The sequence below is a fragment of the Sulfolobus acidocaldarius SUSAZ genome (assembly GCA_000508305.1).
Lineage (GTDB): Archaea > Thermoproteota > Thermoprotei_A > Sulfolobales > Sulfolobaceae > Sulfolobus > Sulfolobus acidocaldarius_A.
The window spans coordinates 1,710,239-1,736,593 of the sequence record CP006977.1 but is presented as its reverse complement, the minus strand read 5'-3'; the positions used below and the strand labels follow the sequence as shown (position 1 = coordinate 1,736,593).

Sequence of the window (26,355 nt, the reverse complement as noted above, 5' to 3'; positions counted from 1 at the left end):
TAGTCTACCATTATGAAACTAAATGAAATTAGTTAAGAATGAAAGTAATGAAAGAGTATTGTCTGTTTAGTCTCCTTGTCCACCTTAAACAAGAACGAAAAGTGCAGATACGGAGTTTAAATCCTTCGTATAAGATGATCCAAGACCCTTTTCTTTTTAACTTTAATTAAGGAAAGCTTAAAAGAAAGAGAAATCAAGGCAGTCATGTTTAGGCGTAATAGGATGGCTCCCTCATTTAATCTCTAAGATATGGGACAGTAAGGGGAAAAGAGTCTATTTTAACTTAGTAATTCAGACTCAGAGAGATGTAACATTTCACTCACACAACTAGACACTCCTCTATTTTCTCCCAACTGACCTGAAAAGTTATTTGTTAAATGAGGTTAAAAAGGTTAAATAATTCATGTAAAGATAGATATAAGTATGAGCTTTATAGACGAGAATCGCTTCGTAGAAACATTCCATAAACTGAGTAACATTGGATGGACTGAAGACGGAGCCATGAGGGTAGCTCTGACTGAACATGACATACAGGCAAGGATTGAACTTACCAAAATTCTTTCCTCTTTAGGGGCTGAAATTAACGTTGATGATGCAGGCAATATAATAGCAAATATAGCAGGTGAAAGTGAGGACAAGATAGCTATAGGTTCACATATGGACTCTGTACCCTATGGAGGAAAATATGATGGATTTTATGGAGTAATGGCAGGTTTAGAAATATTAAGAGGATTACGAGGACATGGAGTTCACACCAATCACACCATTTCGCTTATCGATTTCACAAATGAGGAGGGATCAAGGTTTAAACCCTCACTCATGGGTTCAGGTCTGACAACAGGAGTCTTCAACAGGGAGTACGTATACTCTGTAGTTGATAAAGATGGTATAACGTTTGAAAAAGCCCTAGAGAGATCGGGTTTTTTAGGCAATGAGAGTAACAGAATAGTTCACAATAAGCCTAAATTTTACCTTGAGTTACATATTGAACAAGGACCGGTCCTAGAGGAGGAAGGATTCCAGATAGGCATCCCCTTAGGAATAGCTGGATTAAGTGTATATGAATTCAAGTTTAAAGGTCAATCTAGTCAGGCAGGACCAACACCAATGGGTCGGAGAAGGGATGCACTAGTAGGTGCTTCAAAATTTATCACGAGTATAAGGGATTATGCCAGAAGTACCAGAGATCTAAGAGCAACTGTAGGTATAATGAACCTGAAACCCAATATTTATAATGCCATACCTGGCGAAGTGACATTAACTCTTGACCTGAGAAGTATAGAAAAGGAGGATAGGGAGAGAGCAGTAAGAGAGGCTAAGAGGCTAGCTGAAGAGATTGCAAATCAAGAGAACCTAGAGATAGAGGAGAAACATTTGTGGACTGCTGAGCAGGTTAAATTTGATAAGGAAGTTGTAAGCATTATCGAGAAGGCTTGTAATCAACTTGGGTTAAAGTACAAGTTCTTATACAGTTGGGCTGGTCATGATGCTCAATACATGATAAGAGTCTCAAGGGTGGGCATGATATTCATACCATCTCACCTCGGTATAAGCCATTCCAAAGAGGAGTATTCGTCTGATAGGGACATGGTCAACGGTTTAAGAGTACTAGCGAAGACTGTGGAATTACTTGATGGTCTTACTTAGTTCTAATAGCGTTAAGCTCAACACTTTGATACTATCGAAGAAGTCTTTTATTTCCACATACTCATCTGTGACATGAGCCTGTTCTATTTTTCCTGGTCCATAGTTTATTGATGGAATCCCCTCCTTGACGGTAAATCTCATATCAAAAGTTCCAGGGGATAACACTAGCTCTGGTTCCCTTTGCCTGACCTCCTTGATTTTCCTCCTCATTACTTCATATATTTCGTTTTTCACATCTGAGGTGATTGTCTCCACTGAATAAAACTCATCATAATCGTACTTAGCCTTATAGTCCATTGTAACCCTCTCTATGACGTTGATAATTTTACCTCTCACGTCATAAAGATTTTCCTCTGGAATTAGTCTTCTCACTATACTCAATTCACAATAATCAGCTACCGTATTCATCCAACTCCCACATCTTATAGTTCCAACTAGTACTGAAGGTCTCTTGGAAACCTCTGGTATGATATTGTATCTAGAGACTGTGTCTGGAATGGAATTGTATAATTCTTGTATTATTTTCATGGATACTTTCACAGCGTCTACTCCTAGTTGAGGAAACCCCCCATGGCTTTTCTTTCCATATATTTTCACAATTGCCCATATAGCTCCCCTATGACCATAACATATATTATCAGAACCTGTAGGCTCCGTGAATATGACGTAATCCACTTTACCTCTCTTTAAAACACCTTTTTCCACAAGGTAATGGGATCCAGCATTTACGTTTCCAACAGTCTCCTCATCTGGAACAAATGTCTGTATTACCTGCAAATTGGAAGGTAATGATTTTGCTCTTTTTAACAACTCAACGGCATATATCCCTGCAATGATCCCTGACTTCATGTCAGCTGAGCCTCTGCCATATAATTTACCATCCTTTACAATAGCTAAATAAGGACTTACAGTCCAACCATATCCTGCGGGAACTACGTCATAATGACCATTGAACGCAATCCTAGTTCCTCCATTACCTATATATCCAACTAGGTTTGGTCTATCCCCTTCTCCAAACCTAACCAGTCTCTTTAATTCCTCTTCAGAGGGGTTAAAGATCTCTGTCTTGTAGCCTAAATCTCTTAAGATCTCATCAAGTTTATCCACAATCTTTTGGTAGTTTATCCCTGGAGGGTTCTCGGTCGGTATCTTAATAATCTCCTTTAAACGATCTAAAGCCTCCTTCTCGATCTCCTCAAATTTATCCTCTAACAAGTCCATTACCTACACCCCTTAATTACACCTTTGGATCATATCTACCATCTATTGCAGTCCATCCCCCATCAACGTATATTACGGTTCCTGTAATATATGAGGAGGCAGGCATGGCTAGGAAAAGTGCCACACTAGCAAGTTCTTCTGGTGTTGCCCATCTCTTCAATATGGTCTTTTCGGTATATGCCTTAAACCATTCTGGATCACTCTTTATTTGTCTGGTCAGTGGTGTATCTACGACACCTGGAGCTATCACATTTACTCTAATGTTGTACTTACCGTATTCAGCTGCTGCCACTTTAGCTAACTGTATTATTCCTGCCTTGGTCATAGCATAAACACTCTGTCCAGGCTCCACAACGGTTCCCCTAATGGACGAGAAGAGAACCACACTACCCCCTCGCTTATTATTTTTCATAACGGGGAGAAATTCCTTTACAACCATAAAATTTCCCTTGAGGTTAACGTTTATAACCTTTTCAAAGTCCTCATAAGTGTAATTCTCAATAGATTTTCTAACATTAATTGAAGGTGTAACGTACAGAGCATCTACATTTCCGTAAACGGACAAAGATAAATTGACTAATTCCTTTACCTGATCGAGATCAGTTATGTCACATTTCATGTGGTTTACTTCATGACCTCTAGACTTCAGGGAGTCAGAGAGCCTCTTTAATCCTTCTTCATCAATATCGCTCAGTACGACTTTGCCTCCCATTTCCGAGAACATCTCAGCTATGGCTTTTCCTATACCACTCGATGCTCCTAAAACAACAGCGTTCATACCTTTTACTGAAAAGAGTCTATCAATGTCCATTTTTGTTCAATTTATAATTTATGTAGCCAAAAATATATTTACACTAGTGCAGATACTATTGAGTGGAGTGAACATCTCCCAGTTGTGCATTTGCTCTTATCCTACTTTTAAGTCATTTGGGAAATATCACTTCCTTATTGGATCCTCTTTGCCAATATAATATGTCTCTTTGGATATCAAAATACCTATGATCATAGCTATTGATGCAATGGTCAAGTTAATGAACCATGAATTGAAGAGTCCTATATAGGTGGAAATTGCGAATATTATACTAATGGAAAACCCTCCAATTATAGCACCTCCATTGTAAGTGAAACCGACACCGGTTGTCCTATATTTTTTGCTGAATTGTTCACTGAGGAAGGATGGTAAAGTGGAGAATATCATTGCCTCTAGAAAAGCCTGTATACTAAACACCGTAGTTGCCGTTGTAAAATTGTTAGTAATACCAAAGTATAAAATTGGATAAATAGACACTGTGAACAATATGGCGTAAATTAACATTGGTCTCTTTCTACCAGAGATCAAGTTAGCCAAAAGTCCTCCTGTCCAAACACCGAAAAGCGAGATAAGGTTTATTATAGCAACTCCAATCCCTATCAGTCCTCCTTGAATATTGCTGAGACTCATAACTGTTGGATATATGTTAAAGGTGGCGTTATTGATGTAAAGCAATCCGCTGGTTATCAGTAGACCAATCAGTATTTGAATATACGAGTCCTTAAATAGAGTCTTTATAGGAACCTTCAATATTTCCTCCCTATTTCTCATTTCCTCAAAGACGGGAGTCTCTTTTGATATCAATCTAATGACGAGAGTTAGAATACCAGGTGCAAGGCATGTCAGGAAGAATATCCTCCAGCCTATCATTTGAAAATTGTTCAAGAACAGGTTGTAAATACCAGAGTAAACAAGACTTATTATGAAGTATCCAGTTCCAAATCCGCTCTGAATGAATGCACCGATAAAAGCTCTCTTATCGATTGGCACATTTTCAAGAGCTAAAGACGTACCTCCCCCATATTCCGCTCCTGCAAACATTCCCTCAATAAAAAGGATTAAGTAGATTAGGATGGGAGCTAAAATACCAACTTGAGAATAAGTAGGAAGTAAACCCTTAGAGGCTCCGAATATGGAAAAGCCTAATATGGTAACAGTAAGCATACTTCTTCTTCCTAGTTTATCCCCGATGAAATTACCGAATATTAGAGAGCCTATGGGTCTTGCAATTGCACCAGTGGCTAAACCTCCAAACGTGGCTATGAGACTTATGACTTGGTTTGATACAGGAAAGAAGAGGTGAGATAGGGTTACAGCAGCCAATGCATAAGCTATGCTGGTATAGCCATCCATAAGCCATCCTGCCCACGCCCCCAGTACGGCTAACCACTGTTCCCTACTTAAGCCATAAAAAGGCATGTATACATTTAGGCAAAATAGGTATTTAACTTTCAAACAGTACAGTTACGTTTTACATGGTTCTGTAGAGCTCATTGTCCCTCTGAGTACACAGATATTACAGACTTCCTAGCTGCTTCATAAGCCATTGCGTTCAGCTCATCGAATTTAACTTCGACTCTGTTTGTAGCTATGGCGAAAACAGTATCACCATCCAAGGAGAGGTTATATGGTCTTATAACCGAGGAAAAGCCATTCTCAACTATGCTAGCTAATCTACAGGCGTCAGAGTTCGATAGTTTAGCATTTGTAATTACCACTCCTAAAGTTGTCCCCAAAGTATTTTCGTCTATAGATGTGAATTCATTTCCAGCGATTAATTTTCCACTCTCGTCATATATATTGCCTACACTATTAAGTACAGCGATAACTCCGACTTTGATATTCCCCTTTTTAAGCTCGTGGTAACCCTGACCTCCAGGTTTAGCATATTTTAGACCAACTACCTTACCTACTGTACCTCCTCTTCCTGCCCAATATCTTCCTATGGGAATCTCAGTTGATAGTGATTCGAGAGCCTTGAATCCCCACTCCTCTGTTGGAAGGATAGAATTTTCATATAGGTCATATATTGCAGCTGCTGACACTATGGGAATTCGTAGATTTACTATCTTAAACCCCACTTTTTTATTAAATAGCTCTTGAACAACACCTTGTACAGCCTTAAATCCAAATACACTCCTTCCAGTTAGGGCAATGGCATTAACTGATTGATCTTGTCTATGACCTGGTCTCAAAAGATCAGTGTTCAAAGTAGCTGGTGAGCCCCCTCTTTGTGATATACCGGCTACGTTATCCCCTTCAGTGACTATGACAGTTAAACCTGATTTAGCTTTTTCATCGGTGTAACCACCAACAAGAATTCCCTCAACGCTAATTTCCTTTGACATAAACCCACAAGATAATTAGAGCTTATAGGTCATATAAAGACTTTATATCCATGTCTAAATCGAGGCTTGATGGGAATAGTAAATATACTTATCTCAAATTAAGCTGACATAAATGGCACAATGATTTATCATGGTCAGAATATTTAAAGTTATTACGTGACAAAGAATCGGCAAGCCTTGTCTTTTAAGGCGGGGTGAGGTTTTTATAGTATCGTTAAGATGTTAAATTTGGTTAAAATGATGCGTGAGGAAACCCAAGGAAATGGGTATATTAGTTCAATTAAGTGTCCTCATGCTGAAAAACAATATTCCTGAGTCTCAAGGAGGGTGGAATGAGGGTTTGACCAGAGGGATAGGGGTAAAGTGGTTGAAGACCTAGCCTTTGGTTTACCGCTGGATGGGTGGAGTGGGGTGGGTGATACTCACTAGTTATGAGACGATGAGGGTGAAGGCGGTAAATCATAAACCTGTGAATCGCTCTAAAGGAACCCTTTAGGGCGGGGAGGAGGTCAGATGCACAGTCCTTCTTTTTACATCTGTTGGAGAAAGCACTCTGCTTATTGAAAGTGCCTCTCCCAACAGAGACCTAGCCTCTAGGGCTCGTAGGTTTTTTCTTCAGGTTACTATCATATTTTTTTATTTTTCCTTATCTATCATGCCCCTTGTCTCCATCGCAAATAAACTGACCGCAATTATGGATGAGCCCAAAATTAGAAGTGCGAGAAATTCTCCCAATGGTAAAACATTAAAGTAAGAAGACGGTGATACAACAGTCAACGCTACTAGAGTAGCACCAAAGAAACCCATATTCCAACTCATGGATACTCCTGTTCCTCTCACATTAGTAGGAAAACTCTCGTTAACAAGTGCCAGTATACCTCCCGCTCCTAAAAAACCCAAAAATGTTAACAAACTAATATATAAAATAACATAATACAAACTATTTAATGAGGCTATGAGGAAGTAAGTCGGGCTAACCAGGATTCCAAGAGTTCCTCCCACCAGTGAAAGTCTTTTTCTACCAAAGATTTCACTTAATTCTCCTCCTACAAAGGCAGATACTATACTAACTAGTGAATATACTAGTATGACCTCCCTAATTTCACTCTCTGTAAAGTTATTGACGAAGGACAAAAATGTGGGGAGTATTATGCCTATGACAAAGTTAACACTAGCCCACAGAAAACTTAGTAGAAACGCAAACTTCAGATAATTACCATATTTCTCCAGGATAATCTTCCTAGGGCTTTTCACTTTTTCCTTTAATTTCCTGAACCTAGACGACTCTGGAGCTAAAAGGGATATGGGGACCATGATTAAGGATCCCCAGAATAGAAACCTCCAATTACTCCCTGATATAAGTGAGAGACCTACTGCAACTAAATATGCCGTACCACTAACTGCAATTCCTATACCACTAAACCAACCTCTGTGCCTCTCAGGTAAGTTTTCCACACCTATCACCTGAACTCCTGCACTTAATGGTCCTGTGAATAAACCTTGAATTGAAACCAGTAGGAAGTACAAAATGATTGAAAATATTCCTATAGAAGTATAAGGAGGAAGAAACCCGATTAGGGCTGTTGCAGTAGAGGAGCCAATTCCACCTATAATTGTAGCAACTCTTCTTCCAAGCTTGTCTGATAGTGGTCCTAATAGGCTAGCTCCGGCAATTCTGAGGCCATAGGATAGGACTAAGCTTGTGTAAATTCCTATAACTGAAAACGGATAGAGACCATGAAAGATCTCTTGAGCGAGATTTTGGGAAGTGTATGCTATAACACTGCTTGCGTTATACACTAGAAATGTGTAACTTATAACGTTAAATATGATCAGTTTTATGTGGTTCGCTGTAAGTCTGTCCTCTTTAGACATCTCAGAATTTGATTGATACCAAACTTTTATATCTTATGTATAAGAAGTCTGGGGCGTGATATTTTCAGGTTCCAGATCGTGGACTAACTGTGAAAGTCTAGAGCGGTTCAGAAGAAAAGGCAGTTGTTGTCGTCTCCCTCTTTACACTGGTCATTTGAAGATCTGCAAACAAGTTTTCTTGTTATAACCGACTACAGTTCAATAAGAGGTAAAAAACTATTATGGCTTCAGGATACCTCTCCCTGGAATTAAACCTTTACTTAACTCCTCTAAGGCTTTATTTGCTTCATCTAGGGAGAAAGTTTTAACTCTTACTTTCACTTTACCTTCCACGTATAATTGGACCAATTCACTTAACTCGTTATAGGTTCCCACTAAATTCCCTAACACGCTTATTTCCCTGCTGATGAAGTCTACAGTTGGATCTCTAAATTCACCACCATATCCCACTATCGAGTAAATACCTCCCTTCTTAATCATGGACACAGCGTCTTTGGGCGTATTGTGCTCTCCAACAAAGTCAATGACCACATCGGCTCCCACGTTATCGGTGATCTTTATTATCTCCTGAATAGCGTCCTTGCCATTAACTATGTAGTCAGCTCCTAACTCCTTAGCCATCTTGAGTTTATCCTCATCCAGATCTACTGCTATAATTTTAGCTGACGTGATTGCTTTAGCAACTTGAATTCCTATGTGTCCCAGACCACCTACGCCAATTATTACTAAAAATGTACCTGGGGTAAGTTCCTTAGACACCTTCTTAACTGCGTGGTAAGCTGTTAAGCCTGCATCTGCAAGTGGAGCCATTGATATTAGGTCGACACCCTTAGGTACTATTATTGCTGAGTAGGCTGATGTTCTCAAGTATTCAGCATATCCCCCATCAGTGCCGTCCAAACCAGGAAATTTTCCATTGGGGCAATGCATATCATTCCCAGACCTGCAAGCTTTACATCTCCTACATGTTGTATAGGGATGCAGAATTACCTGGTCTCCGACGTTCAACCAGTCTACATTATCTCCTTTAGCCTCCACAACTCCCACGTTCTCATGACCTATCGTGAAAGGAAGTTTTGGATTGAATATGTCCTTCCAAACTCCCTCTTGAATGTGTAGGTCAGTTCTGCAAACTCCTGCTCCCTTAATCTTAACAATTATGTCGTAAGGTGAAGATATCTTAGGTTCAGGTACATCATCTAACTTTAATGGTTTGTTATACTCATGAATTCTCACAGCTTTCATCTTTCCTTCGCCTCAGCTATTAATTTACATAATTCTCCATTCATATTTAAAGAAAGTTGTACCAATTTACCGTATTTATTACTCCTCTTCTCCTCAAATGACCTCTTAACTTTATCGTATTCATCACCATTCAGTGATTCGTTACTGTAACACTCATGAAACTTAAGACCGTTATTAATACATTCTGAGAGTTTCTTAGAGTCATGATGGTCCCTAACCTCAATGATAGCGTCAGGTAGTCTATTTCTAATCTCCTCTAACATAATGTAGAGGAAAAGTGGGGGGCACCAAAAGGTGGGAGGAGATATTATCAGGTGTAAGTTTCCCTTATCGTCTTCATAATATCCCTTTAGGAATTTCATCTTATACATTGAGTAGTTAGTCTCTGGATCAAATACACTATCTAGGATTTTCTCTACATCCGTATCTTACCCCTCCATCTTTACATGAAGTAAGTTCCTCCTCCTCGTTATCTCATCTTCCCTTCTCATTACTTCCTCTATAGGTATACCCCATAGTTTTGAGGCATTCTGGTATAGTAGCTTCTTCTTGGTGTTGATTGTTAACTCAACGCCATACTCCCTCTTGATCTCCTCTGGTAATTCAAATTTCATGAAGTCCTCTATTAGCCATTTAGGGTTCCAAATAGCATAATCACTACCCCACAAAACCCTGTCTTCTCCCAACCAGAACAACAACTCCCCAATAATACTAGCGAAATATTTGGGTCTTTTCCTTATGAAAGCTGAGGCTACTGCTAATCCTCCATATACGTTCTTCTCTTGTGTTGCTATCCAGCAAAAGTCGTCTAGTCTAGGTAGTCCAACATGAGTTACAACAAACTTAAGTTCAGGGAACGATGAGGCTACTGCGTCTACATCCTTTACGTCAAATGAGTCTTTGTCTAATGGCCAAACTGTGGGACCCTTATGGGCGACGAAGATGTTTATACCTAAAGATTTACTGAACTCAAGGAATTCATAAGCCTCCTTTGAGTCTAGTCTCCACCCCCTTGATAGCTTTCCGTCAACCTCTTTCCATTCAGCTGTATACAACTTAACATGTCTCATTTGCCATGGTTTGACCCTGTACTTCCTAACATCTTCCTCCAATTGTCTCTTTCCTTCCTCCCCATCCCTTGGGTCAAATCTAGTACCTATAACGAAACGATATGGATTCTCTACTGCTAATTTACCAAATTCCTCTGTGTTCCCGAAAGGTTTCTTATAAAAGTAAAGTAGATATTGAGGTTGAGTTATTGCAACGTCAACATATCCATTTATCATTACGTCCTCAATGAACTTCTCATGACCATAGTACTCAAAGGTCTCGAAATCCATTCTATACTCATCAGGGGTTAAGGCGGTCTGATAATCATAAAAACAACTTATCCAACCCTTTGCTAGCTCTGGTCTTAACCAGTTACTTTCGTCAGCTTTCCAAATATGAGCGTGGTAGTCTATTACAGGAATTTCCTCCCTTCTACCACTTTTATACTCAATTACAATCAAATTTACCACCTATTTTTTACTAATATAATTTGTTTATATAAAAATTTTTATTGGTTTGATTATAATGCATTAATATAGAAATAATAAATTATTAAATATAAAGGTAAATTTAAGATCTTTAGGTTTTGGTTCTTACTATTTTCTTGGTATAAGTAATTCTTCAAATGTATTAGTATGACTTTATTTTTTATTAAAGAAAGCTTATATTTTAATAAAATGATGTTAGCTAGTATGTGCTACGAAAAATACGAGAAAACTATGATAAAGCAGAGGAGAACAAAGAGAGAGAAGATAACTGTAACGCCAACACCGACATCAAGGTAAACCTTTTTTAACTTAAGTTACTCCTCTTTTTTAGTACCGTCGTTGAACGCAGTTTCGTTTTTCCTATCTTTGTTCTCTCCCCTATCTTAAAGATCATATAGAAATAACACGGTGATTAAAGGAGAGTACGTATTTGAATCTGAGGAGATGGGCGAACTAAGAAATACTGAAAATCAACGTCACTGCTGAAGTTCTAAGACCATAAAAAGGCATCTGCAAATCATAGTTCAGATGGTCTCCAGTAATAATCTTAAGCTTCTCCTATCAATACTTTCCATATTTATTTCATATAGGTTATCATTACGGTCTATTAGCACAACCTTTTTCTCGAAAACAACTACATTCCTCCTCCCCAAAGTAAATGTCTTAGAAACTCCTTTATCTGTTACAAGATCCCATTCTAACTGATCTCCCTTTATGTTGATATTATTTATCTTAACAACCTTAAATACGAGGTTATTGTATAACAGAGCATTTTCTAATACCTTCAACGATTCGTTATCTAGTTCACTGTAGTCCTCAAGCAGAAATATCTCCTTACCGTCATCACTATAAAATCCTATGAACTTAGGGTTCGTTATGGGAAATAGTGCCTTAGGAATGAGGTCCCTATATATCTCATTTTCAGCTTTAACAGTAACCCTGCTCCTCCTCTCTGCAGGAGTTATCATAGTTGACCGGGGATCTAGTATCCTTATGTCATGTATCTCTTTCCCATTACCGTTCTTGGAGAACACGTTCTCCTCGTTTATTTGGTCTTTGAAAATCTTATGGAAGTATGTTTCGCTACGTAATAGCTCTCTAGGTTTTCCCCTCTCTATTACCTCACCATTTTCTAAGACTATTACCTTATCAGCGTTCATTACCTCATGTATATTGTGGGTTATGAGTATTACAGTCTTATTTCTTGAGACCTCCATCATTGCCTCGTAAACTTCCCTTTCACTAACTACGTCTAAATTAGACGTTGCCTCATCAAAAATTAAAACATCCGGGTTCTTTATAATCGCCCTGGCTATGCTTAGCCTTTGCCTTTGCCCTCCTGAGAGATATGTCCCCCTCTCACCTAGAATAGTGTCATACGCGAAAGGCAATCTCACTATCTCATCATGTATTTTAGCTGTTTTACAAGCCCTTACTATATCTGTTTCGTTCACGTTATCTGAACCATATGCAACGTTATAACCAACAGTAGTGTCAAACAGGACAACGTCCTGAGGGACGTATGCAACTTTCCTCCTCAAGTAATCTATATCAATTTCCTTTAAGTCAACACCGCCTATGGTTATTTTTCCCTTATTAACATCATAGAACCGCAATAACAATTTTGCAATGGTGCTCTTACCTGACCCGCTTTTCCCCACAATTGCAACCTTTTCTCCTGGTCTAATGTTTATGTTTAGGTTCTTTACAACTGGGAAGTGGGGATCATAACCAAAGAAAACGTTCTCAAACACTATCTCTGAGGGCATAACTGGTCTTTTGGGGGCTTCAGAATTCGTAATTTGTGGTTTTACCTCTAGCACTTCTCTTATCCTCTCTGCCGATGTGAGAGACTGCTGAATAAAGGGTAAGACGTTACTGAGATTATTTATAGGGCTATAAAACTGTGATAGGTAGGCAATGAAGGCTGTTATGACACCTAGTTCAATTACTCCTGAAATGACTTCATGACCACCTACCCACCATATTATAACTGTGGAAAGGTTAACCACTAGACCTATTATAGGCCAATATAGAGAATTTAACCTGTTTATTGTTACACTGGACTCATAAAGTTTATCTAACATGTTTCTGAGCCTTTTACTCTCATATTCCTCTTTCGAGAAAGACCTGACCACTAAGAAGTTGGGTATTGTGTCATTTATCCTTGATGTTATATCAGCGCTTCTCCTCCAGTTTCTATGGTATAACCTATGTGATCTCTTCCTATATCTTACCACCATGAATAGGATAAGTGGTATGGGTATAAGGATAAATGTGGCTAGTAATGGGTTGAGTGTAAAGAGTATCACTCCTATCCCTAGTAGAGTGAAGAAGTTAGTTACTAGCGTAGGTAATCCCCAGACTAGTAACCAGTTTGTATTGCCAGCATCTGTGGTGAGCCTGGATAATATTCTGCTGGGCGAGATTCTCTCTATAAATGAGTAGTCATGCTTAATGACATGATTATACAATATTTCCCTCAAATCATTTATAATTCTAGAACCTAAATTGTTTAATATTCTAGTTTGTAAAGAGGATACTAAGGCTAGGCTAGCGTATGAGGTGAAAAGGAGTAGTACTATCAATTGGAATAGTTGTGTAGAGTGATCGTTGGATATCAATACGTTGTCAATCAGTATCTTAAGCAAGTAAGGGGGTACGAGGTTTAATCCCGTTGAGATAAGTGATAGTATTGCACCTAATATCATGGTCTTTCTATATCTAGATGATATGGAAAATAACCACCTGAGTGTATTTACCCCGGGCTTGTGGCTCTTATCATCTACCTCGTCTTTAATCTCTATCTGCTCTCCAGAGTTAAATGCCTCTGCCAATTTTTTGAAGACTTCCTCTTTTCTCTTTGTAAAGTAAGCTAATTCAACAACCTTACCATCTGTCATTGTACCTATAAGTTTACTTATGGTTATTCCGCTCTCCACATTAAGTCTAACTACCCCGTTCAGATTCAGGACCTCATTGTGTTTCGAGTCATAGACTTTAGCCTTATTCCCTGTTATCTCGACAGTTTCCTGTTCTAATTTAAGGTCTCTTCCTAAATCAGTGTTGACCATGGCATGAAAATTAGTTGCTGTTAACTCTCTTTTCATATAAAGATTGGAAGATTTCTATTTAAAAAGACTTTTTATAAACAAGTTGAAACCCTATATATTAATGATGAAGTGAATGAGTTAGACCTATTTTAGTGAGAGGCAACGAAAATGCGAGGTTTCTGAGGTCAAACTATTTATTATGATATCGCTGAGAAAACCATTTATGAAAAAATCAAAGATTAGGAAAATTTTTGAATAAAACGGACCTCTCTAACATTCTGCAATAAGTTAAGAAACCATATCAAACGTCTCCATGTCAACTACTCATATGTTTTAGGTGTAAGAAACGATTAAAGAAAATATAAATACTAATTGCAATTTTATATTTATAATTATTACTCTGCGTTTATAACGTTTAACATGTTAATATAAATACTAATAATTGATAGGCGTCCTACTTATCATAACATGGCAAAATCCAAAGATGAAATTAAAGAGGAGATTGCAAAAGCTATAATTAATCAGGTGTCTAAAACAGACTTATCCAGAAGGAGAGCACTGTCTACATTAGCAAAGGGCGGTATTATTGCTGGAGTTCTAGCAGCATTTGGTGCAGGATTTGGGTCAGGATACGTAACTGCACCCAAGGGCTCTTCATCCTCAGGCATTGCTCCTCCACAGTCAGGGTTTATGTATGGACAAGTCCCAGAGCATCCAACATGGAAAATTGTCTTTATCAATCATGTGACTACAAATCCCTTCTTCGTTCCAACACAATACGGGATTCAAGATGCTTGTTTATTACTAGATTGCAACTCTCAATGGACTGGTTCAGAAACCTCAGATACTACTACAATGGTAAATGATATGGAGGCTGCTATATCTCAAGGTGCAAATGGTATAGCAGTTTCTGTTATATCACCTAATGCTTTTGATAAGCCTACCCAAGATGCATTAAATGCTGGTATTCCTGTGTTTGCTTATAACGCTTATATCCCTACAGACGATCCAAACTACTCTCAATACCATAATCCACCCTATCTAGGCTATATTGGGCAGTCACTATATGCCTCAGGTCAGTTGTTTGGGCAGAGAATACTTAATTTAGTTCCTTCAGGTTCCAGAGTTGCGTTATTTATAGCAACACCTGGTACAGCTAATATACAACCAAGAATAGACGGAATTCAAAGTGTCATTCAGGGACACTACACTATTGATGTTGTAGCAACTGGCGCTTTAGTAAGTGATGAACAGACTGCTATTGAGAGTTACTTTAACAGTCATCCTGATGTAAAGGGAATGTTTGCAGTAGATGCGGGAAGTACTCAGGGTGTAGGTAATGTGCTGAGAGAACATGGGATAAAGACTGCATCAAATGGTGGTACAATAGCTGCGGGTGGATATGATCTATTACCTGCAACTATTCAAAACATAGTTGATGGTTACCTGGACTTCACAATAGATCAGCAGCCATACCTACAAGGTTTCCTCCCAACTTTGGCAATATATCTTTACTTAATATCTGACACTTTAGTATATCCATTAAATATTGACACCGGCTCCAAGTTCATAACCACGAGCAATATACAGCCTTATTTACTGGCGTCAAGATATGAGGGTTCGTCGACAGCTTATAAACCTACATCAACTACATCATCCTCATCTTCAAGTAGTTCATCATCTTCAAGTGGGTAACCTGCAATGAATATATTAAATGTAGTTAGAAGATTTGAATTTCAGCTTTTTTTAGTAAATATAATTATTGCGCTGTTTTTCTACTTCGAGAACTCTGCCTATTTTAGCTCAAATAACATAACCACAATATTTCAGTATCTGGCAGAAATTGGGATTATTGCTATAGGGGAAGCTATGCTTATGTTGTGCGGAGAGATCGACTTATCACCTCCCGCACTGGCAAATTTCGTACCATTAATAACCTTGACCATATATAACTCCATATATCAGGCAATTTCACCGACACCTGCCATAGTGGTCTCAATACTGTTGAGTTTAGGTCTAGCGTCATTAATAGGTCTTATGAATGGTTTGATTACAACTAAGGCTAAAGTGAACTCATTAATAACGACTGTGGGCACACTTTTCCTTTTCAATGGTATAGCATTAATTTACTCAGGTGGATATCCTGAGTCATTTCCATATTTCAGATTCCTTGGAGGGACTGTCTCAATTCTCCCTGTACCCTTTATATGGTCATTAGGGGCATTGGTCTTTCTAATACTACTATTACATTATACTAAGATAGGAGTTTGGACAATAGCGGCAGGGAGTAATCCTACCGGAGCCTCAGAGGTAGGTGTACCTGTAGATAGGGTGAAAATTATAAATTTCATAATAATGGCAAACATTGGAGCCTTAGTAGGTATAATTCAGGGATCTAGAGTCCTGACCATTGGTGCAACAAACTTCACCGCAGACGTGGTATTAGAGGGTATAGCTGCTGCAGTGATAGGTGGGACATCGTTAGTGGGAGGAAAGGGTAGTCTGGTCGGTGCCTTTTTAGGTTCAGTATTTATATCTGAGCTTCTGAACGGATTTAACATACTTGGCATAAATGCCTATGAGTTTGACGCGATCTTGGGAGGGGCTATAGTGGTTGTGATGGTACTTTCGTATTACGCGAGGAGGGCATCATATAAGCTGAAGTCAATTACTACTGCTACGTCTTCATCCCCTGAAAGCAAAGATAGAATAACAAAAATATTAAAATTTAAAATACAAAAAATATATAGGAGAGTTGAGGAAAATGAGTGACCTACTAGAGATAAGGGATGTTCATAAGAGTTTTGGTGCTGTTAAAGCTTTAGACGGTGTATCAATGGAGATCAATAAGGGTGAAGTGGTTGCTTTGCTTGGCGATAACGGAGCGGGAAAATCAACGCTAATTAAGATAATTTCAGGTTATCACAAACCTGACCGTGGAGACCTAATATTTGAGGGAAAGAAGGTCATATTTAACTCTCCGAATGATGCGAGAAGTTTAGGTATAGAGACCATATATCAGGATTTAGCCCTGATACCCGATTTACCAATTTATTATAACATATTCTTAGCCAGGGAGGTAACAAACAAGATCTTCCTAAATAAGAAAAAAATGATGGAGGAGTCTAAAAAATTACTGGATTCTCTACAAATAAGAATACCTGATATAAATATGAAAGTGGAAAATTTATCAGGCGGACAAAGGCAGGCAGTAGCAGTTGCTAGGGCGGTTTATTTCTCTGCTAAAATGATTTTGATGGACGAGCCCACTGCAGCATTAAGCGTCGTAGAGGCTAGGAAAGTACTAGAGTTAGCACGAAACCTAAAAAAGAAGGGTCTCGGTGTCTTGATAATTACCCACAATATAATTCAGGGATATGATGTTGCTGATAGGATTTATGTACTTGATAGAGGAAAAATAATATTTCATAAGAAGAAAGAGGAGACTAATGTGGAGGAGATAACAGAGGTTATGACAAGTTTTGCCCTAGGGAAAGTTAATTTAGGAGAAAAAAGATAACTTAACTTGTATTTTTGATATTTTAAAAGTCTACCTATGGAAGCGGGTACAGTTTAAGAAATTCCTGAGACATTATCCGATTTCTATATCTTTTCATGGTAATACGAAAACTATCTTGAACTCAGGTTATTGTAAGGGGAAAATTTTTCTGCTTTCGTTGTCAAATTAATAACATTAACTAATGTAGCTCAAAAATTTTGTTGAAAATTTTCGAAATAAGTGATAAAAGTAGATAAGTTTTTAGTTATTACCTTCGTCTTAGCGTTCATCGAACTCTCCTCCTTTTAGGTACTTGAGTACCTTGATTCCATAATTTTTAGCTAATCTTATTGGAATCTCTCCTTTCGCTCTAAGTCTAAATATAATTATCGGGATAATTTCCTTGTCTCTGAATACCTTCTTAACCATTTCAATCTTAGTATAGAATCTCTTTACGTCTCTTTCCCTTAACGTTGCTTTCACTTCTCCCAGATAAAGTTTGTTGCCGTGCTCTAAGAATACATCAAACTCTAAATTCTTTTTTCCGAATTTTACAGTTTTTCCGCTTACTTTACTGACATCTACGCCTTGATTTTTAAGCCATGTAGGGAAATCCCTCCTGATTATTTCCTCTGTCATTAGACCAAATGTATTTTCCAGTCCGCTTACTCTCTCGTTCAGCGCTGAAACAGTCTTTACCAACTTATCGACGATTTTGGTTAGACGTAAAATGGCTTTGGTGTTCTCTTCTGTCATTTTCCTTAGTTCTGCTATAGCCTTTGTGTTCTCCTCTGTTTGCTTCCTAAGTTCAATAATGGCTTTGGTGTTCTCTTCTGTCATTTTCCTTAGTTCTGCTATAGCCTTTGTGTTCTCCTCTGTTTGCTTCCTAAGTTCAATAATGGCTTTGGTGTTCTCTTCTGTCATTTTCCTTAGTTCTGCTATAGCCTTTGTGTTCTCCTCTGTTTGCTTCCTAAGTTCAATAATGGCTTTGGTGTTCTCTTCTGTCATTTTCCTTAGTTCTGCTATAGCCTTTGTGTTCTCCTCTGAACTCTTCACCAAGTTCTGTGTTATTTCCCTTAAGCCTGCCAACTCCTTTCCAATTTCTTCAAACTTTCTATCATAATCCTTCTGTTGTTCTCTGAAATCTTGGGTAATTGAGTGTAGCTCTTTTAGGCCTTCAGCTAATGACTTAACAAGGAAAGTTTCTAACTCCTCTCTAACTATCTCTCTTACCCTTTTCTCGTCAACTACCATTATATTATTTTACTCATTTCAAGATTATATATAATTTTTGAGAGACTACAACATTTTCCTGTGTTAAGGTGAAAAATTTAATATTAACATTCTAGTTTTGTAAAATAAGAGAGCTACAACTTATCTATTTTCTCCTCTACTCGCAGAAAGAGGAGAGAGGTAATTATCCTTAATCCACCTATTGAGCCTAACATTATATCTATTGTAGTAACCATATTTGAGAAATAGTTTAGTAGTAATCCAAAGATAAAGCTAGTCAATAGGGATCCTCCTAGTGCAGCTAATCCTGATAGCATGTTGTATAACGCTATTATTGTCCTTTTATGCTGATAGTCTGAAACATCTAAGATATATGCAGTAAACGATACGGATGCGGAATTAGTGAACCCTGAGACTAAGCTTGATGCATAGATCTCATAAGGAGTTGTAGAAAAGGCATAGGCTAAGGGGAATGTAGCTAGGGCAAATCTGCTGAAAAACATGGTTGCAACTCTGTGCTTATCTATTAATCTACCCACAATCCTTTGCAAAATTACTGTGGACAGGTTACCTATAACATTAATAATGGCTATTTCAAAACTGTCTAGGTGAAACTTATAAACTTGAGCTAATGGAAATAATGGCCATGCCATAGCCCACGTGAACGTAAAAAGGGAGTTTGCCAGAAGAAAATTCCTTAATCTACTGTTTTTAAAAACCTTCACAGGGGATGCACTCTTACTCTTAAATTCGACATCTACGTCAATTTTTGAATTCACGTAAGCACCATAAATATACAGTAGACCTGAGGCTATAAAGAAGAATCTCAATACGTCTATATCACTACTAGCTACAAAACCTGTGAATAGTGTAGCTAAGAGACCTGCTAAATATACATATAGATTATATTGGGATAAGACTAAACCCTTACTCGTTCCGCTAATCTTATCAAGAATTAAAAGCCATCCAAAATTGGTAACTCCCATAATTAAGGTTATTACCACATATAGAACAACGAAGAAAATATTTGTTAGTGCTAGCAAGCCTATTAATAGCCAGATTATCCCCTCAGCTAAGGTGCCCCAAAACAATAATTTCTTAGCCTTAATGGAGAGATTTATTAGAAAGTACTGGGCTATACCAGGGAAAGTAGTTCCTGCTGAAGTAGCTATAGCAAGTACACTTCCTATTATTCCATTTGAGGCTACGAAAAATGATATGAAGGGACTCGTGAGACTGCTAGCTAGGTTTGCGAAAAAAGTGTACGCTTTAAGTGGTTTCAATAATGGTCAGTTAACTTTATTATAAGATAGAGAATTAAAATTTTATTCCTTTGTTTACGTAAATATTCATTCTACTCTCCGAAACTAATTTAAGGGGATAATTTTTAATATTTATAGAATATTAGAGTAAATATGAGGATCTGTAAAGAAAGGAGAGTCAACATACTGAAATATGGAAATAAAATGTGTATGTTTATTGCGAACAAAAAATCGTGAATTTATTCTCCTAGTAACTTTAGCACTAGTTCTGGTTTAACGGGCATGGTGTATATCTTCTTGCCTATTGCATCTTCTATAGCACTCACCACAGCAGGTGTTCCAGCTATCGTAGGTAACTCTCCGATACCCTTAGACCCAATTGGGGTATCAGATTTTGTTAATCCAAATGACCTCCACTCGACATTGAATGATTCAACAGCAGTAGGTAAAACGTAATCTGAGAAATTAGAGGTCAGCAAGTTACCATCTTGAGAGTAAATTGCCTCCTCATACAGGGCTTGTCCTACACCCTGAAGCGCACCTCCATGTGTTTGTCCCTCAGCCAATAATGGATTTACAACTACACCTACGTCATCAAATGCCTTGTAGTCCAGTACTCTAGTAAAGCCTGTGTCTTTATCAACCTCTACTAGAACCATGTGTACGCCATAAGGGGATGTGTATAGATTCATAACATAAGAGTAGTCCTGCTCGGGTAATACTCCCATAAACATGGAAGTCCTTGCAGCCTCTGATAGACTCATGGTCTTGTCTCCATGAATAAACTCACCCTCTCTGTATTCAATCTCTTCAGCCTTCACACCCATTTTCTCTGACACAACTTTCAACAGTTTTTCCTTTAGCCTCACTGCAGCTTCATATACTGCAGATCCACCGACAGTTATCGTTCTACTGCCTGCAGTTAGATCTCCATCTGATATGAGGTCAGTATCTCCCCAAAGCACATCCACGTTTAATGGGTCAACATCAAATACTTCAGCAGCTATTTGTGTGAAGGCTGTCGCATCTCCTTGACCGTGGGGTGTTGTGCCAGTTATAACTTGAATTCTACCATTGGGGAGAACCTTCACCTTAGCTGTAGAATAAGGACCAAATGATGCTATCTCGCTTACTATTGCGACACCGACACCAGCTAGTTTACCCTTACTCCTCAACTGGTCCCTTCTCTTTATTAGTTCATTGTAGTACGGTTTAGCTATTCTAAGTAACTCTTTGTACCTACCACTATCATATGTTATGCCTGTAGGTAATTTAGTGAAATTAACGTCGTCCATCACATTTCTCTCTCTTATCTCATATTGATCTAATCCCAGTTCTTTAGCACCTAGTGTCAATATCCTTTCGATGAAATATGTAGCCTCAGGTCTCCCTGCACCCCTGTAGGCACCGATAAAAGCTTTGTTTGTTGCAACGCCGAGAACCTTTATTTTAAGGGAATTGACCTTGTATCTACCTATTAACAATCTCGCTGCTATAGTTGCCATCCCAAAGGAGTCCTTATTTATGTCTTCAAATGGTGCCCCCAGATCGTGTATAAGTGTACCCTCTATTCCCAGTAACTTTCCCTCTGAGTCAAAGGCAGCCCTAAATCTCAATCTCATATCCCTACCGTGATTTGTTGTCATCATGTCCTCAGTCCTTGAATTAAACCACTTTATAGGTCTCTTAGTTATTACTGAGAGATAAGCTACAACGAACTCCTCAGCATAGTTTATTATTTTGCTACCAAAGGCACCACCAACATAAGGTTGTATAACTCTTATGTCTTTAATGCCGTATTCAGATAGGATTTCTGATAAGGACTTCTTAAGGTCAAATGGGGTCTGTGTGCTACTCCATACTGTTAACCTCTTACCGTCAAATTGTGCAAAGGCTCCTCTGGGTTCCATGGCGGAAGGGATAACCCTTTGATTGATTAGTTCTCCCTCAATAATCTTATAAGCTCTTTTGAAGTCGTTTTGAGTATCCCCAACATTCACTTCATCATGTAAGATGACATTTGATTCTAATTTACTCATAGCCTTCTCCTTATTACTCAAGGCTTCCTCAACGTCTATTACGCTAGGTAATGGTTCATATTCAACTTCGACCTCGTCTGCCAAGTCTCTTGCCTTGTACTCATCATTAGCCAATACTACAGCTATAGGTTGATCTTGATAGACAGCTTCGTCCCTGGCTATTCCTATGATAGCCTTAGGTAGATCATAGGACGTAAAGCACATTGAACCCTCAGGGCATTTTACACTTTTTATTTTAGCATGTGCATATTGACTCCTTACAAAGGATGCGTAAAGTGTACCCCTTAGGTCTAAGTCATATACAAAGGTAGCCCTTCCTGTCACAAGAGGCTGATCTTCTATTATTCTTTTTAGCGGTTTACCTATATACTTAGGCATAAAGTGGTTTTCTCCTCATCATTTAATAAACATTACGTTTAAAGAGTTTAAATTTTAAATATTATAGGAAAATTATTCAGGGGGTAAATAAATAATTATGGACTACATTGAAGTTTGTACTAGGACGAGAATCTAGCAAAATTAGAGTCCATAATAACGTTATATTAAATGACCTCTGTAAACTGTTATATCTCTCTATATCGGGTATTACTATCTACCGATCAGACATCAGCAACCCTTTCAAAGTAAAAACCAAGAAGTGTTACGTTATCTATAGGCAATAAATGTTAAGTTAAGGTTTAGAATATAATCATTCATTTGAAAATAAAAAATAAATAATATCAATGAAAATAATAAACTATATATATACAACTTCCCCTATATAAAAACAATTATGATGCAAATTTACAAGGTGAGGATGCGAGTTAAACATGACGCTTGTTGGACACAGGAGACCACAGGTTATGATGTTACGGCAAACGTTAAATACCTCTTTCCTCTAGTAGCAAAGAATTCTGTTTTCGAAATTGTGGAGTTGTATTCAAATGTAAAAACTCAGCTGACAGACTTCATTGATGTGTTAAGTAGAAAGTATAGGAATAACATAAAGATCATAAGGGTCGATAGGAATAAATCAAGTAAGACAGCATTACTATACTACTTTAAGAACTTTGAGAACTCAATTACGAAGGCTATGATGAATAGTAACGCTATTGTTGCAAATCTTACTGTAAGTGATGGTATTGAAGACTGGCAAGTCTACACATTCAACAGGAGAGATCAATTAGAAACCCAGATTAGTGAGGAGCTAAAGAGGATCGACGTAGAGATTGAAAACCTTGATTTCGATAGGGTAGAAATGGATGAGGTTAAGAGTAAGATGATTGTTTTCTCATCACTCACACCTACAGAGAGACAGATACTATACACAGCGTATAAGATGGGGTTCTTTGATTATCCCAAGAAGACTAAGCTCGATGAGTTAGCCAAAATGTATGGGGTAACAAAGGTGGCTTTGGACAGACATATAAGGAATGCTATTAGGAAAGTATTAATGCAAGTTTTCGTAGACAACTCCAACACATTCTGATGAAAACTCTTTCTGTCACATTAAGTCATTTTTCATAATATAATAGTAAATATGACGGAGTAAATTATAGACCTTGGTTAAGGAGAAATATATTTCCGGTAGAAGGTTTTTCTTTAAGAATGGAATTAAGTTATCCCGTTCTGAACTATTTTCTTATAATTAAAATAGATAGATCTTGCAAGAAATAAAGCGTCACTGTCAAGGTATGCAGCTAACTTAACTACAGAAATATCAGGATTTTCCCTGATAACCCTGACCACCTCTCTCAATCGTAATGGAACGTCCTTATCTTCCACGTTTATAGCCCAATTTTTGAATTTGATCCAAAAATTAGCATACTTCATGTATTTTGTATAACAACATATTGCTTATTAGGCTTTAGGCTTATTATGAGCAATAATTCCATAGATCGAAAATACGTTAATTATCTCAAGAAATATCAATATAATTATCACTTGTCTTGCTAACTGACTGTGAGCTAAATTATTCATTCAATTTCCAAATTCCTAGTGTCGTTCTTTATCTCATAATTATAAACCAACATAATCTGCGCGTCTGGATCTATCCTCCTCACATTATCGATCATTGCCTTTGCATTCCTTATCGAACCAACAAAGCTCACATCGATTCCTCCTAATGCCCCAGGTATTATTATAACTGAGAACCTGTTTGTGACTGTTATCACGTCATTAAGCTTCTTTGTGAAGACAGCCAGGAGCATGGAGTCAGCTTTTATTAGGTCAACCTCTGGTATTACTGCAAATCCCTTCAGTTCACCAATTAACCTCCTAACCTTCGATACCTTAAAGTTTAGCTTGTTTGCTATTTCACTTATTTCAGCCCTGGGATTCTCAACTAGTGTCTTTATCAGTAGTAGATGTTGCTTTTTAAGCTTTACGGGATTCTGAGGAGGGATATACTCCATTATGGGTTTTCCTAACTCTGATGAGATTCCGTCTACAGTCTCTTTTATCTCTTCAATGCTTTCACCCTGAAAGCCATAAACATTGAAGTTCTCAAGGCAATTGAATTTCACAAATATCTTATCTGAGTAAGCCTCTCTCAAATTGGGAAAAGCGTAATAAGCGAAGTACTTGTTTATTAAGTTTGGGTTTATGAGAACCTTGAAGCCTCTTATTACTCCTTCATCGATTAGTCTTCTGAACCTTGAGTTCAGAGAAGGAGGAGCCAGATTTATAATCTTAGCTAGTTTGTTCTGGGATATTCTTCCATCCCTGAGCAAATTGAATATTATTAGCCTGTCAATTTCATCCACACTATTACTTTTAGTTTAGAGCTTAAAAGCTATAAAAAAATTAAAATCACGATCTCCATTAGGTTTAAGCTAAAACAGTCTTAATATAGTCACATGGAGAAGTCACTATATGAATGAGAGAATCGCATTAACTACCTTAGCCTTAACGGCATTCTTGGATTCAGTAGGATTCGGAATAATAATTCCAATCCTACCATATTACTCTTTACAGCTAGGCGCCACTCCTATCGAGTATAGCTTATTAACGGTAACGTACTCAATAGCTCAGTTGATTTTCTCCCCTTATATCAGTAGACTCTCAGACATAAGAGGCAGGAAGAACGTTTTGACTCTCGGAATAGGCTCAGAGATTATAGGTTACTTGATAATAGGCTTATCCCCATACTTCTATCTTCTACTTTTAGCTAGATTTATAACAGGAGCGTTGACAAGTAATTTACCAGTTATACTCTCCTATGCAACTGAGCTAGGTAAGGATAAGTCCCGTAATATAGGGATAATATCTGGCACATTTGGGGTTGGTTTTGTAGCTGGTCCTGTGATTGGTGGTGTCCTCTCTCCTCTTGGATATAGGAACACATTCCTGATAGTTGCAGGTCTGGCTTTCCTTAACTTGATTTTAGTATACCTATTGGTCAGTAGTGACAATAAGGAAATTCCCATAAGGCAAGCTTCCCTTAAGGAAATTTTCAGGATGTCCAGCTCGTTCTTTACATTAACACTTATTATAGCCTTAAGCTTTGCCGTACTTCAAGGGACACTTGCTTTTTACGGGAGATATTTCTACAACTGGGGTCCCTCCCAAATAGGATTAGTATTAGGATTAGTGGGAATAGTCCAAGCTGTAGCCCAATTCTTATTAGTATATAGGATAATAGGGAAGGTGGGGGAAAGGATAGCGATTACTATTGGACTTTCAATAACATTTATAGCTTATATCTTACTCTCATTTCCCTCAAACCAAATCCTAGCTTATGTTAGCCTAGTCCTATTGGCGATGGGAAACGGTATAGCCCAAAACTCTATCTTAACATTACTTAGTAAGACTTTACCGCCCGGAAGTAGGAGTGGCGGATTTGGTTTCGCCCAGTCTTCAACTGCATTGGGGAGTCTAATAGGTTTTCCATTGGGGAATACAATGTTTCAATTACTGTCCCCAAATTCCGAGTATTTCCTTTGTTCTGCTTTAAGCCTTCTTTCCCTCATATATTTTCATAATATTTATGCAAATGCCACCGTTGAGAACAAAGATAATGATAAACCTATAATTGGATAATTTTAAGTTAAATGTCTTATTTTTCAGTAAAGTCTTCACCAAAAAGTACTAGCTTCTTATATTTTCCAATCTAGAGAGGAGGACGCTAAGACCCTCCAATAGGGACTTCACTTGATTATCCTTTAACTCTTTCATAATTTCTTCTGATAATTCTCTATATATCTTAAATCCTTCTTCCATCACTTCTTTTCCTTTCTCTGTTATATATATCAACACTAACCTTCTATCATCTTGACTCCTCTCCCTTCTCACTAAACCCATATCCTCCAGTTTATCAACTGTAGAAGTTATTGAAGCTTGGGTAACCAAGTACTTATTTGCCAGCTCAACCATAGGTTTGGGACCGTCCTTTATTCCTCTTAGCACGAGGTGATCGAGGTAGGATATGTTTAGCTTAGCTAACTTTTTGTTAAGTTCTCTCTGAAAAGCCCTATTTATCTTAGCAATGGTAACAATTACTTGAAGTCTCTCATCCATGGTAATCTCCATGTTCTTACCCACCACCCCTAAAATTATTTTGAATGCAATAAAAGGTGAATTTACTTGAATAACTTCTTGTAACCT

General features: G+C 37.9%; 22 protein-coding genes. 7 read left to right on the top strand and 15 right to left on the bottom strand.

Translation table 11 applies throughout. From position 1 onward, the window contains the following. Positions 1-432: 432 nt before the first annotated feature. The gene (locus SUSAZ_09725; GenBank protein AHC52150.1) at positions 433-1,647 is read left to right on the top strand and encodes an allantoate amidohydrolase; all 1,215 of its coding nucleotides are present in this window, start codon (positions 433-435) and stop codon (positions 1,645-1,647) included. Here the strand turns inward: SUSAZ_09725 and SUSAZ_09720 are convergent. The 4 genes from SUSAZ_09720 to SUSAZ_09705 all read right to left on the bottom strand — a co-directional run bounded on the left by SUSAZ_09720 (position 1,627) and on the right by SUSAZ_09705 (position 6,015). After that, the gene (locus tag SUSAZ_09720) at positions 1,627-2,868 is read right to left on the bottom strand and encodes a succinyl-diaminopimelate desuccinylase (protein AHC52149.1); all 1,242 of its coding nucleotides are present in this window, start codon (positions 2,866-2,868) and stop codon (positions 1,627-1,629) included. The genes SUSAZ_09725 and SUSAZ_09720 overlap by 21 nt on opposite strands. A gap of 16 nt (positions 2,869-2,884) precedes the next feature. After that, positions 2,885-3,679 (bottom strand): 3-oxoacyl-ACP reductase, encoded by a 795-nt coding sequence (locus SUSAZ_09715; protein AHC52148.1) that lies wholly within the window; start codon positions 3,677-3,679, stop codon positions 2,885-2,887. 126 nt (positions 3,680-3,805) lie between these two features. Beyond that, positions 3,806-5,098 (bottom strand): transporter, encoded by a 1,293-nt coding sequence (locus SUSAZ_09710; protein AHC52147.1) that lies wholly within the window; start codon positions 5,096-5,098, stop codon positions 3,806-3,808. A gap of 71 nt (positions 5,099-5,169) precedes the next feature. Then, positions 5,170-6,015, bottom strand: coding sequence for a peptidase S58 DmpA (locus SUSAZ_09705; protein ID AHC52146.1), 846 nt, complete (start codon positions 6,013-6,015; stop codon positions 5,170-5,172). A gap of 256 nt (positions 6,016-6,271) precedes the next feature. On the opposite strand from SUSAZ_09705, the gene SUSAZ_09700 reads away from it, so the two are divergent. Continuing rightward, positions 6,272-6,406: a hypothetical protein gene (locus SUSAZ_09700; protein ID AHC52629.1), complete on the top strand. Its 135-nt coding sequence runs from the start codon at positions 6,272-6,274 to the stop codon at positions 6,404-6,406. Between the two features lie 257 nt (positions 6,407-6,663). Here the strand turns inward: SUSAZ_09700 and SUSAZ_09695 are convergent, their stop codons facing one another. The 5 genes from SUSAZ_09695 to SUSAZ_09675 form a co-directional block, all read right to left on the bottom strand. Beyond that, entirely contained in the window at positions 6,664-7,902 is a 1,239-nt protein-coding gene (locus tag SUSAZ_09695; protein AHC52145.1) for a permease, read from the bottom strand. A gap of 219 nt (positions 7,903-8,121) precedes the next feature. Then, on the bottom strand, positions 8,122-9,147 hold the full coding sequence (locus SUSAZ_09690) for a molecular chaperone GroES (protein AHC52144.1): 1,026 nt from the start codon (positions 9,145-9,147) through the stop codon (positions 8,122-8,124). Further along, the gene (locus SUSAZ_09685; GenBank protein AHC52143.1) at positions 9,144-9,518 is read right to left on the bottom strand and encodes a metal-sulfur cluster biosynthetic enzyme; all 375 of its coding nucleotides are present in this window, start codon (positions 9,516-9,518) and stop codon (positions 9,144-9,146) included. The genes SUSAZ_09690 and SUSAZ_09685 overlap by 4 nt, the downstream gene beginning before the upstream one ends. Before the next feature lie 57 nt (positions 9,519-9,575). Then, positions 9,576-10,658 carry an amidohydrolase gene (locus tag SUSAZ_09680; protein AHC52142.1) on the bottom strand — a complete coding sequence of 361 codons (1,083 nt, stop codon included), beginning with the start codon at positions 10,656-10,658 and terminating at the stop codon, positions 9,576-9,578. A gap of 551 nt (positions 10,659-11,209) precedes the next feature. Beyond that, complete coding sequence (locus SUSAZ_09675; protein AHC52141.1) at positions 11,210-13,795, bottom strand: ABC transporter ATP-binding protein; 2,586 nt, start codon at positions 13,793-13,795, stop codon at positions 11,210-11,212. A 411-nt stretch (positions 13,796-14,206) separates the two neighbouring features. Between SUSAZ_09675 and SUSAZ_09670 the strand changes: the two genes are divergently transcribed. The 3 genes from SUSAZ_09670 to SUSAZ_09660 are packed head-to-tail and all read left to right on the top strand — an operon-like array spanning position 14,207 to position 17,258. After that, positions 14,207-15,433, top strand: a complete 1,227-nt coding sequence (locus SUSAZ_09670; GenBank protein ID AHC52140.1) for a sugar ABC transporter substrate-binding protein — start codon at positions 14,207-14,209, stop codon at positions 15,431-15,433. A 6-nt stretch (positions 15,434-15,439) separates the two neighbouring features. After that, the gene (locus SUSAZ_09665) at positions 15,440-16,510 is read left to right on the top strand and encodes a sugar ABC transporter permease (GenBank protein AHC52139.1); all 1,071 of its coding nucleotides are present in this window, start codon (positions 15,440-15,442) and stop codon (positions 16,508-16,510) included. Next, a complete protein-coding gene (locus SUSAZ_09660) occupies positions 16,503-17,258 on the top strand; it encodes a sugar ABC transporter ATP-binding protein (GenBank protein ID AHC52138.1) in 756 nt (251 codons plus the stop codon). The genes SUSAZ_09665 and SUSAZ_09660 overlap by 8 nt, the downstream gene beginning before the upstream one ends. A 258-nt stretch (positions 17,259-17,516) precedes the next feature. On the opposite strand, the gene SUSAZ_09655 is transcribed toward SUSAZ_09660, so the two are convergent. The 3 genes from SUSAZ_09655 to SUSAZ_09645 all read right to left on the bottom strand — a co-directional run bounded on the left by SUSAZ_09655 (position 17,517) and on the right by SUSAZ_09645 (position 22,149). Next, positions 17,517-18,491, bottom strand: coding sequence for a hypothetical protein (locus SUSAZ_09655; GenBank protein ID AHC52628.1), 975 nt, complete (start codon positions 18,489-18,491; stop codon positions 17,517-17,519). A gap of 113 nt (positions 18,492-18,604) precedes the next feature. Beyond that, a complete protein-coding gene (locus tag SUSAZ_09650; GenBank protein ID AHC52137.1) occupies positions 18,605-19,753 on the bottom strand; it encodes an MFS transporter in 1,149 nt (382 codons plus the stop codon). Between the two features lie 218 nt (positions 19,754-19,971). Beyond that, positions 19,972-22,149, bottom strand: a complete 2,178-nt coding sequence (locus SUSAZ_09645; GenBank protein AHC52136.1) for an aldehyde oxidase — start codon at positions 22,147-22,149, stop codon at positions 19,972-19,974. A gap of 397 nt (positions 22,150-22,546) precedes the next feature. Here SUSAZ_09645 and SUSAZ_09640 point away from each other — a divergent pair, with 397 nt between their 5' ends. Then, positions 22,547-23,239, top strand: coding sequence for a bacterio-opsin activator (locus SUSAZ_09640; protein AHC52135.1), 693 nt, complete (start codon positions 22,547-22,549; stop codon positions 23,237-23,239). Between the two features lie 125 nt (positions 23,240-23,364). Here SUSAZ_09640 and SUSAZ_09635 read toward each other — a convergent pair whose 3' ends face one another. Then, positions 23,365-23,583 carry a hypothetical protein gene (locus SUSAZ_09635; protein AHC52134.1) on the bottom strand — a complete coding sequence of 73 codons (219 nt, stop codon included), beginning with the start codon at positions 23,581-23,583 and terminating at the stop codon, positions 23,365-23,367. A gap of 143 nt (positions 23,584-23,726) precedes the next feature. After that, positions 23,727-24,515, bottom strand: a complete 789-nt coding sequence (locus SUSAZ_09630; GenBank protein AHC52133.1) for an AsnC family transcriptional regulator — start codon at positions 24,513-24,515, stop codon at positions 23,727-23,729. 109 nt (positions 24,516-24,624) lie between these two features. On the opposite strand from SUSAZ_09630, the gene SUSAZ_09625 reads away from it, so the two are divergent. Further along, complete coding sequence (locus SUSAZ_09625; GenBank protein AHC52627.1) at positions 24,625-25,791, top strand: hypothetical protein; 1,167 nt, start codon at positions 24,625-24,627, stop codon at positions 25,789-25,791. A gap of 48 nt (positions 25,792-25,839) precedes the next feature. Here SUSAZ_09625 and SUSAZ_09620 read toward each other — a convergent pair whose 3' ends face one another. Then, positions 25,840-26,280, bottom strand: a complete 441-nt coding sequence (locus tag SUSAZ_09620; protein AHC52132.1) for a MarR family transcriptional regulator — start codon at positions 26,278-26,280, stop codon at positions 25,840-25,842. Positions 26,281-26,355 lie beyond the last annotated feature (75 nt).

What these genes read in the sequence shown, in the direction of transcription:
- SUSAZ_09645 (AHC52136.1), bottom strand. Translation starts at nt 22,149, where the DNA reads ATGCCTAAGTATATAGGTAAACCGCTAAAAAGAATAATAGAAGATCAG.
- SUSAZ_09710 (AHC52147.1), bottom strand. Translation starts at nt 5,098, where the DNA reads ATGCCTTTTTATGGCTTAAGTAGGGAACAGTGGTTAGCCGTACTGGGG.
- SUSAZ_09660 (AHC52138.1), top strand. Translation starts at nt 16,503, where the DNA reads ATGAGTGACCTACTAGAGATAAGGGATGTTCATAAGAGTTTTGGTGCT.
- SUSAZ_09665 (AHC52139.1), top strand. Translation starts at nt 15,440, where the DNA reads ATGAATATATTAAATGTAGTTAGAAGATTTGAATTTCAGCTTTTTTTA.
- SUSAZ_09715 (AHC52148.1), bottom strand. Translation starts at nt 3,679, where the DNA reads ATGGACATTGATAGACTCTTTTCAGTAAAAGGTATGAACGCTGTTGTT.
- SUSAZ_09690 (AHC52144.1), bottom strand. Translation starts at nt 9,147, where the DNA reads ATGAAAGCTGTGAGAATTCATGAGTATAACAAACCATTAAAGTTAGAT.
- SUSAZ_09670 (AHC52140.1), top strand. Translation starts at nt 14,207, where the DNA reads ATGGCAAAATCCAAAGATGAAATTAAAGAGGAGATTGCAAAAGCTATA.
- SUSAZ_09635 (AHC52134.1), bottom strand. Translation starts at nt 23,583, where the DNA reads ATGAAGTATGCTAATTTTTGGATCAAATTCAAAAATTGGGCTATAAAC.
- SUSAZ_09655 (AHC52628.1), bottom strand. Translation starts at nt 18,491, where the DNA reads ATGGTAGTTGACGAGAAAAGGGTAAGAGAGATAGTTAGAGAGGAGTTA.
- SUSAZ_09695 (AHC52145.1), bottom strand. Translation starts at nt 7,902, where the DNA reads ATGTCTAAAGAGGACAGACTTACAGCGAACCACATAAAACTGATCATA.
- SUSAZ_09640 (AHC52135.1), top strand. Translation starts at nt 22,547, where the DNA reads ATGCAAATTTACAAGGTGAGGATGCGAGTTAAACATGACGCTTGTTGG.
- SUSAZ_09720 (AHC52149.1), bottom strand. Translation starts at nt 2,868, where the DNA reads ATGGACTTGTTAGAGGATAAATTTGAGGAGATCGAGAAGGAGGCTTTA.
- SUSAZ_09625 (AHC52627.1), top strand. Translation starts at nt 24,625, where the DNA reads ATGAATGAGAGAATCGCATTAACTACCTTAGCCTTAACGGCATTCTTG.
- SUSAZ_09675 (AHC52141.1), bottom strand. Translation starts at nt 13,795, where the DNA reads ATGAAAAGAGAGTTAACAGCAACTAATTTTCATGCCATGGTCAACACT.
- SUSAZ_09685 (AHC52143.1), bottom strand. Translation starts at nt 9,518, where the DNA reads ATGTATAAGATGAAATTCCTAAAGGGATATTATGAAGACGATAAGGGA.
- SUSAZ_09620 (AHC52132.1), bottom strand. Translation starts at nt 26,280, where the DNA reads ATGGAGATTACCATGGATGAGAGACTTCAAGTAATTGTTACCATTGCT.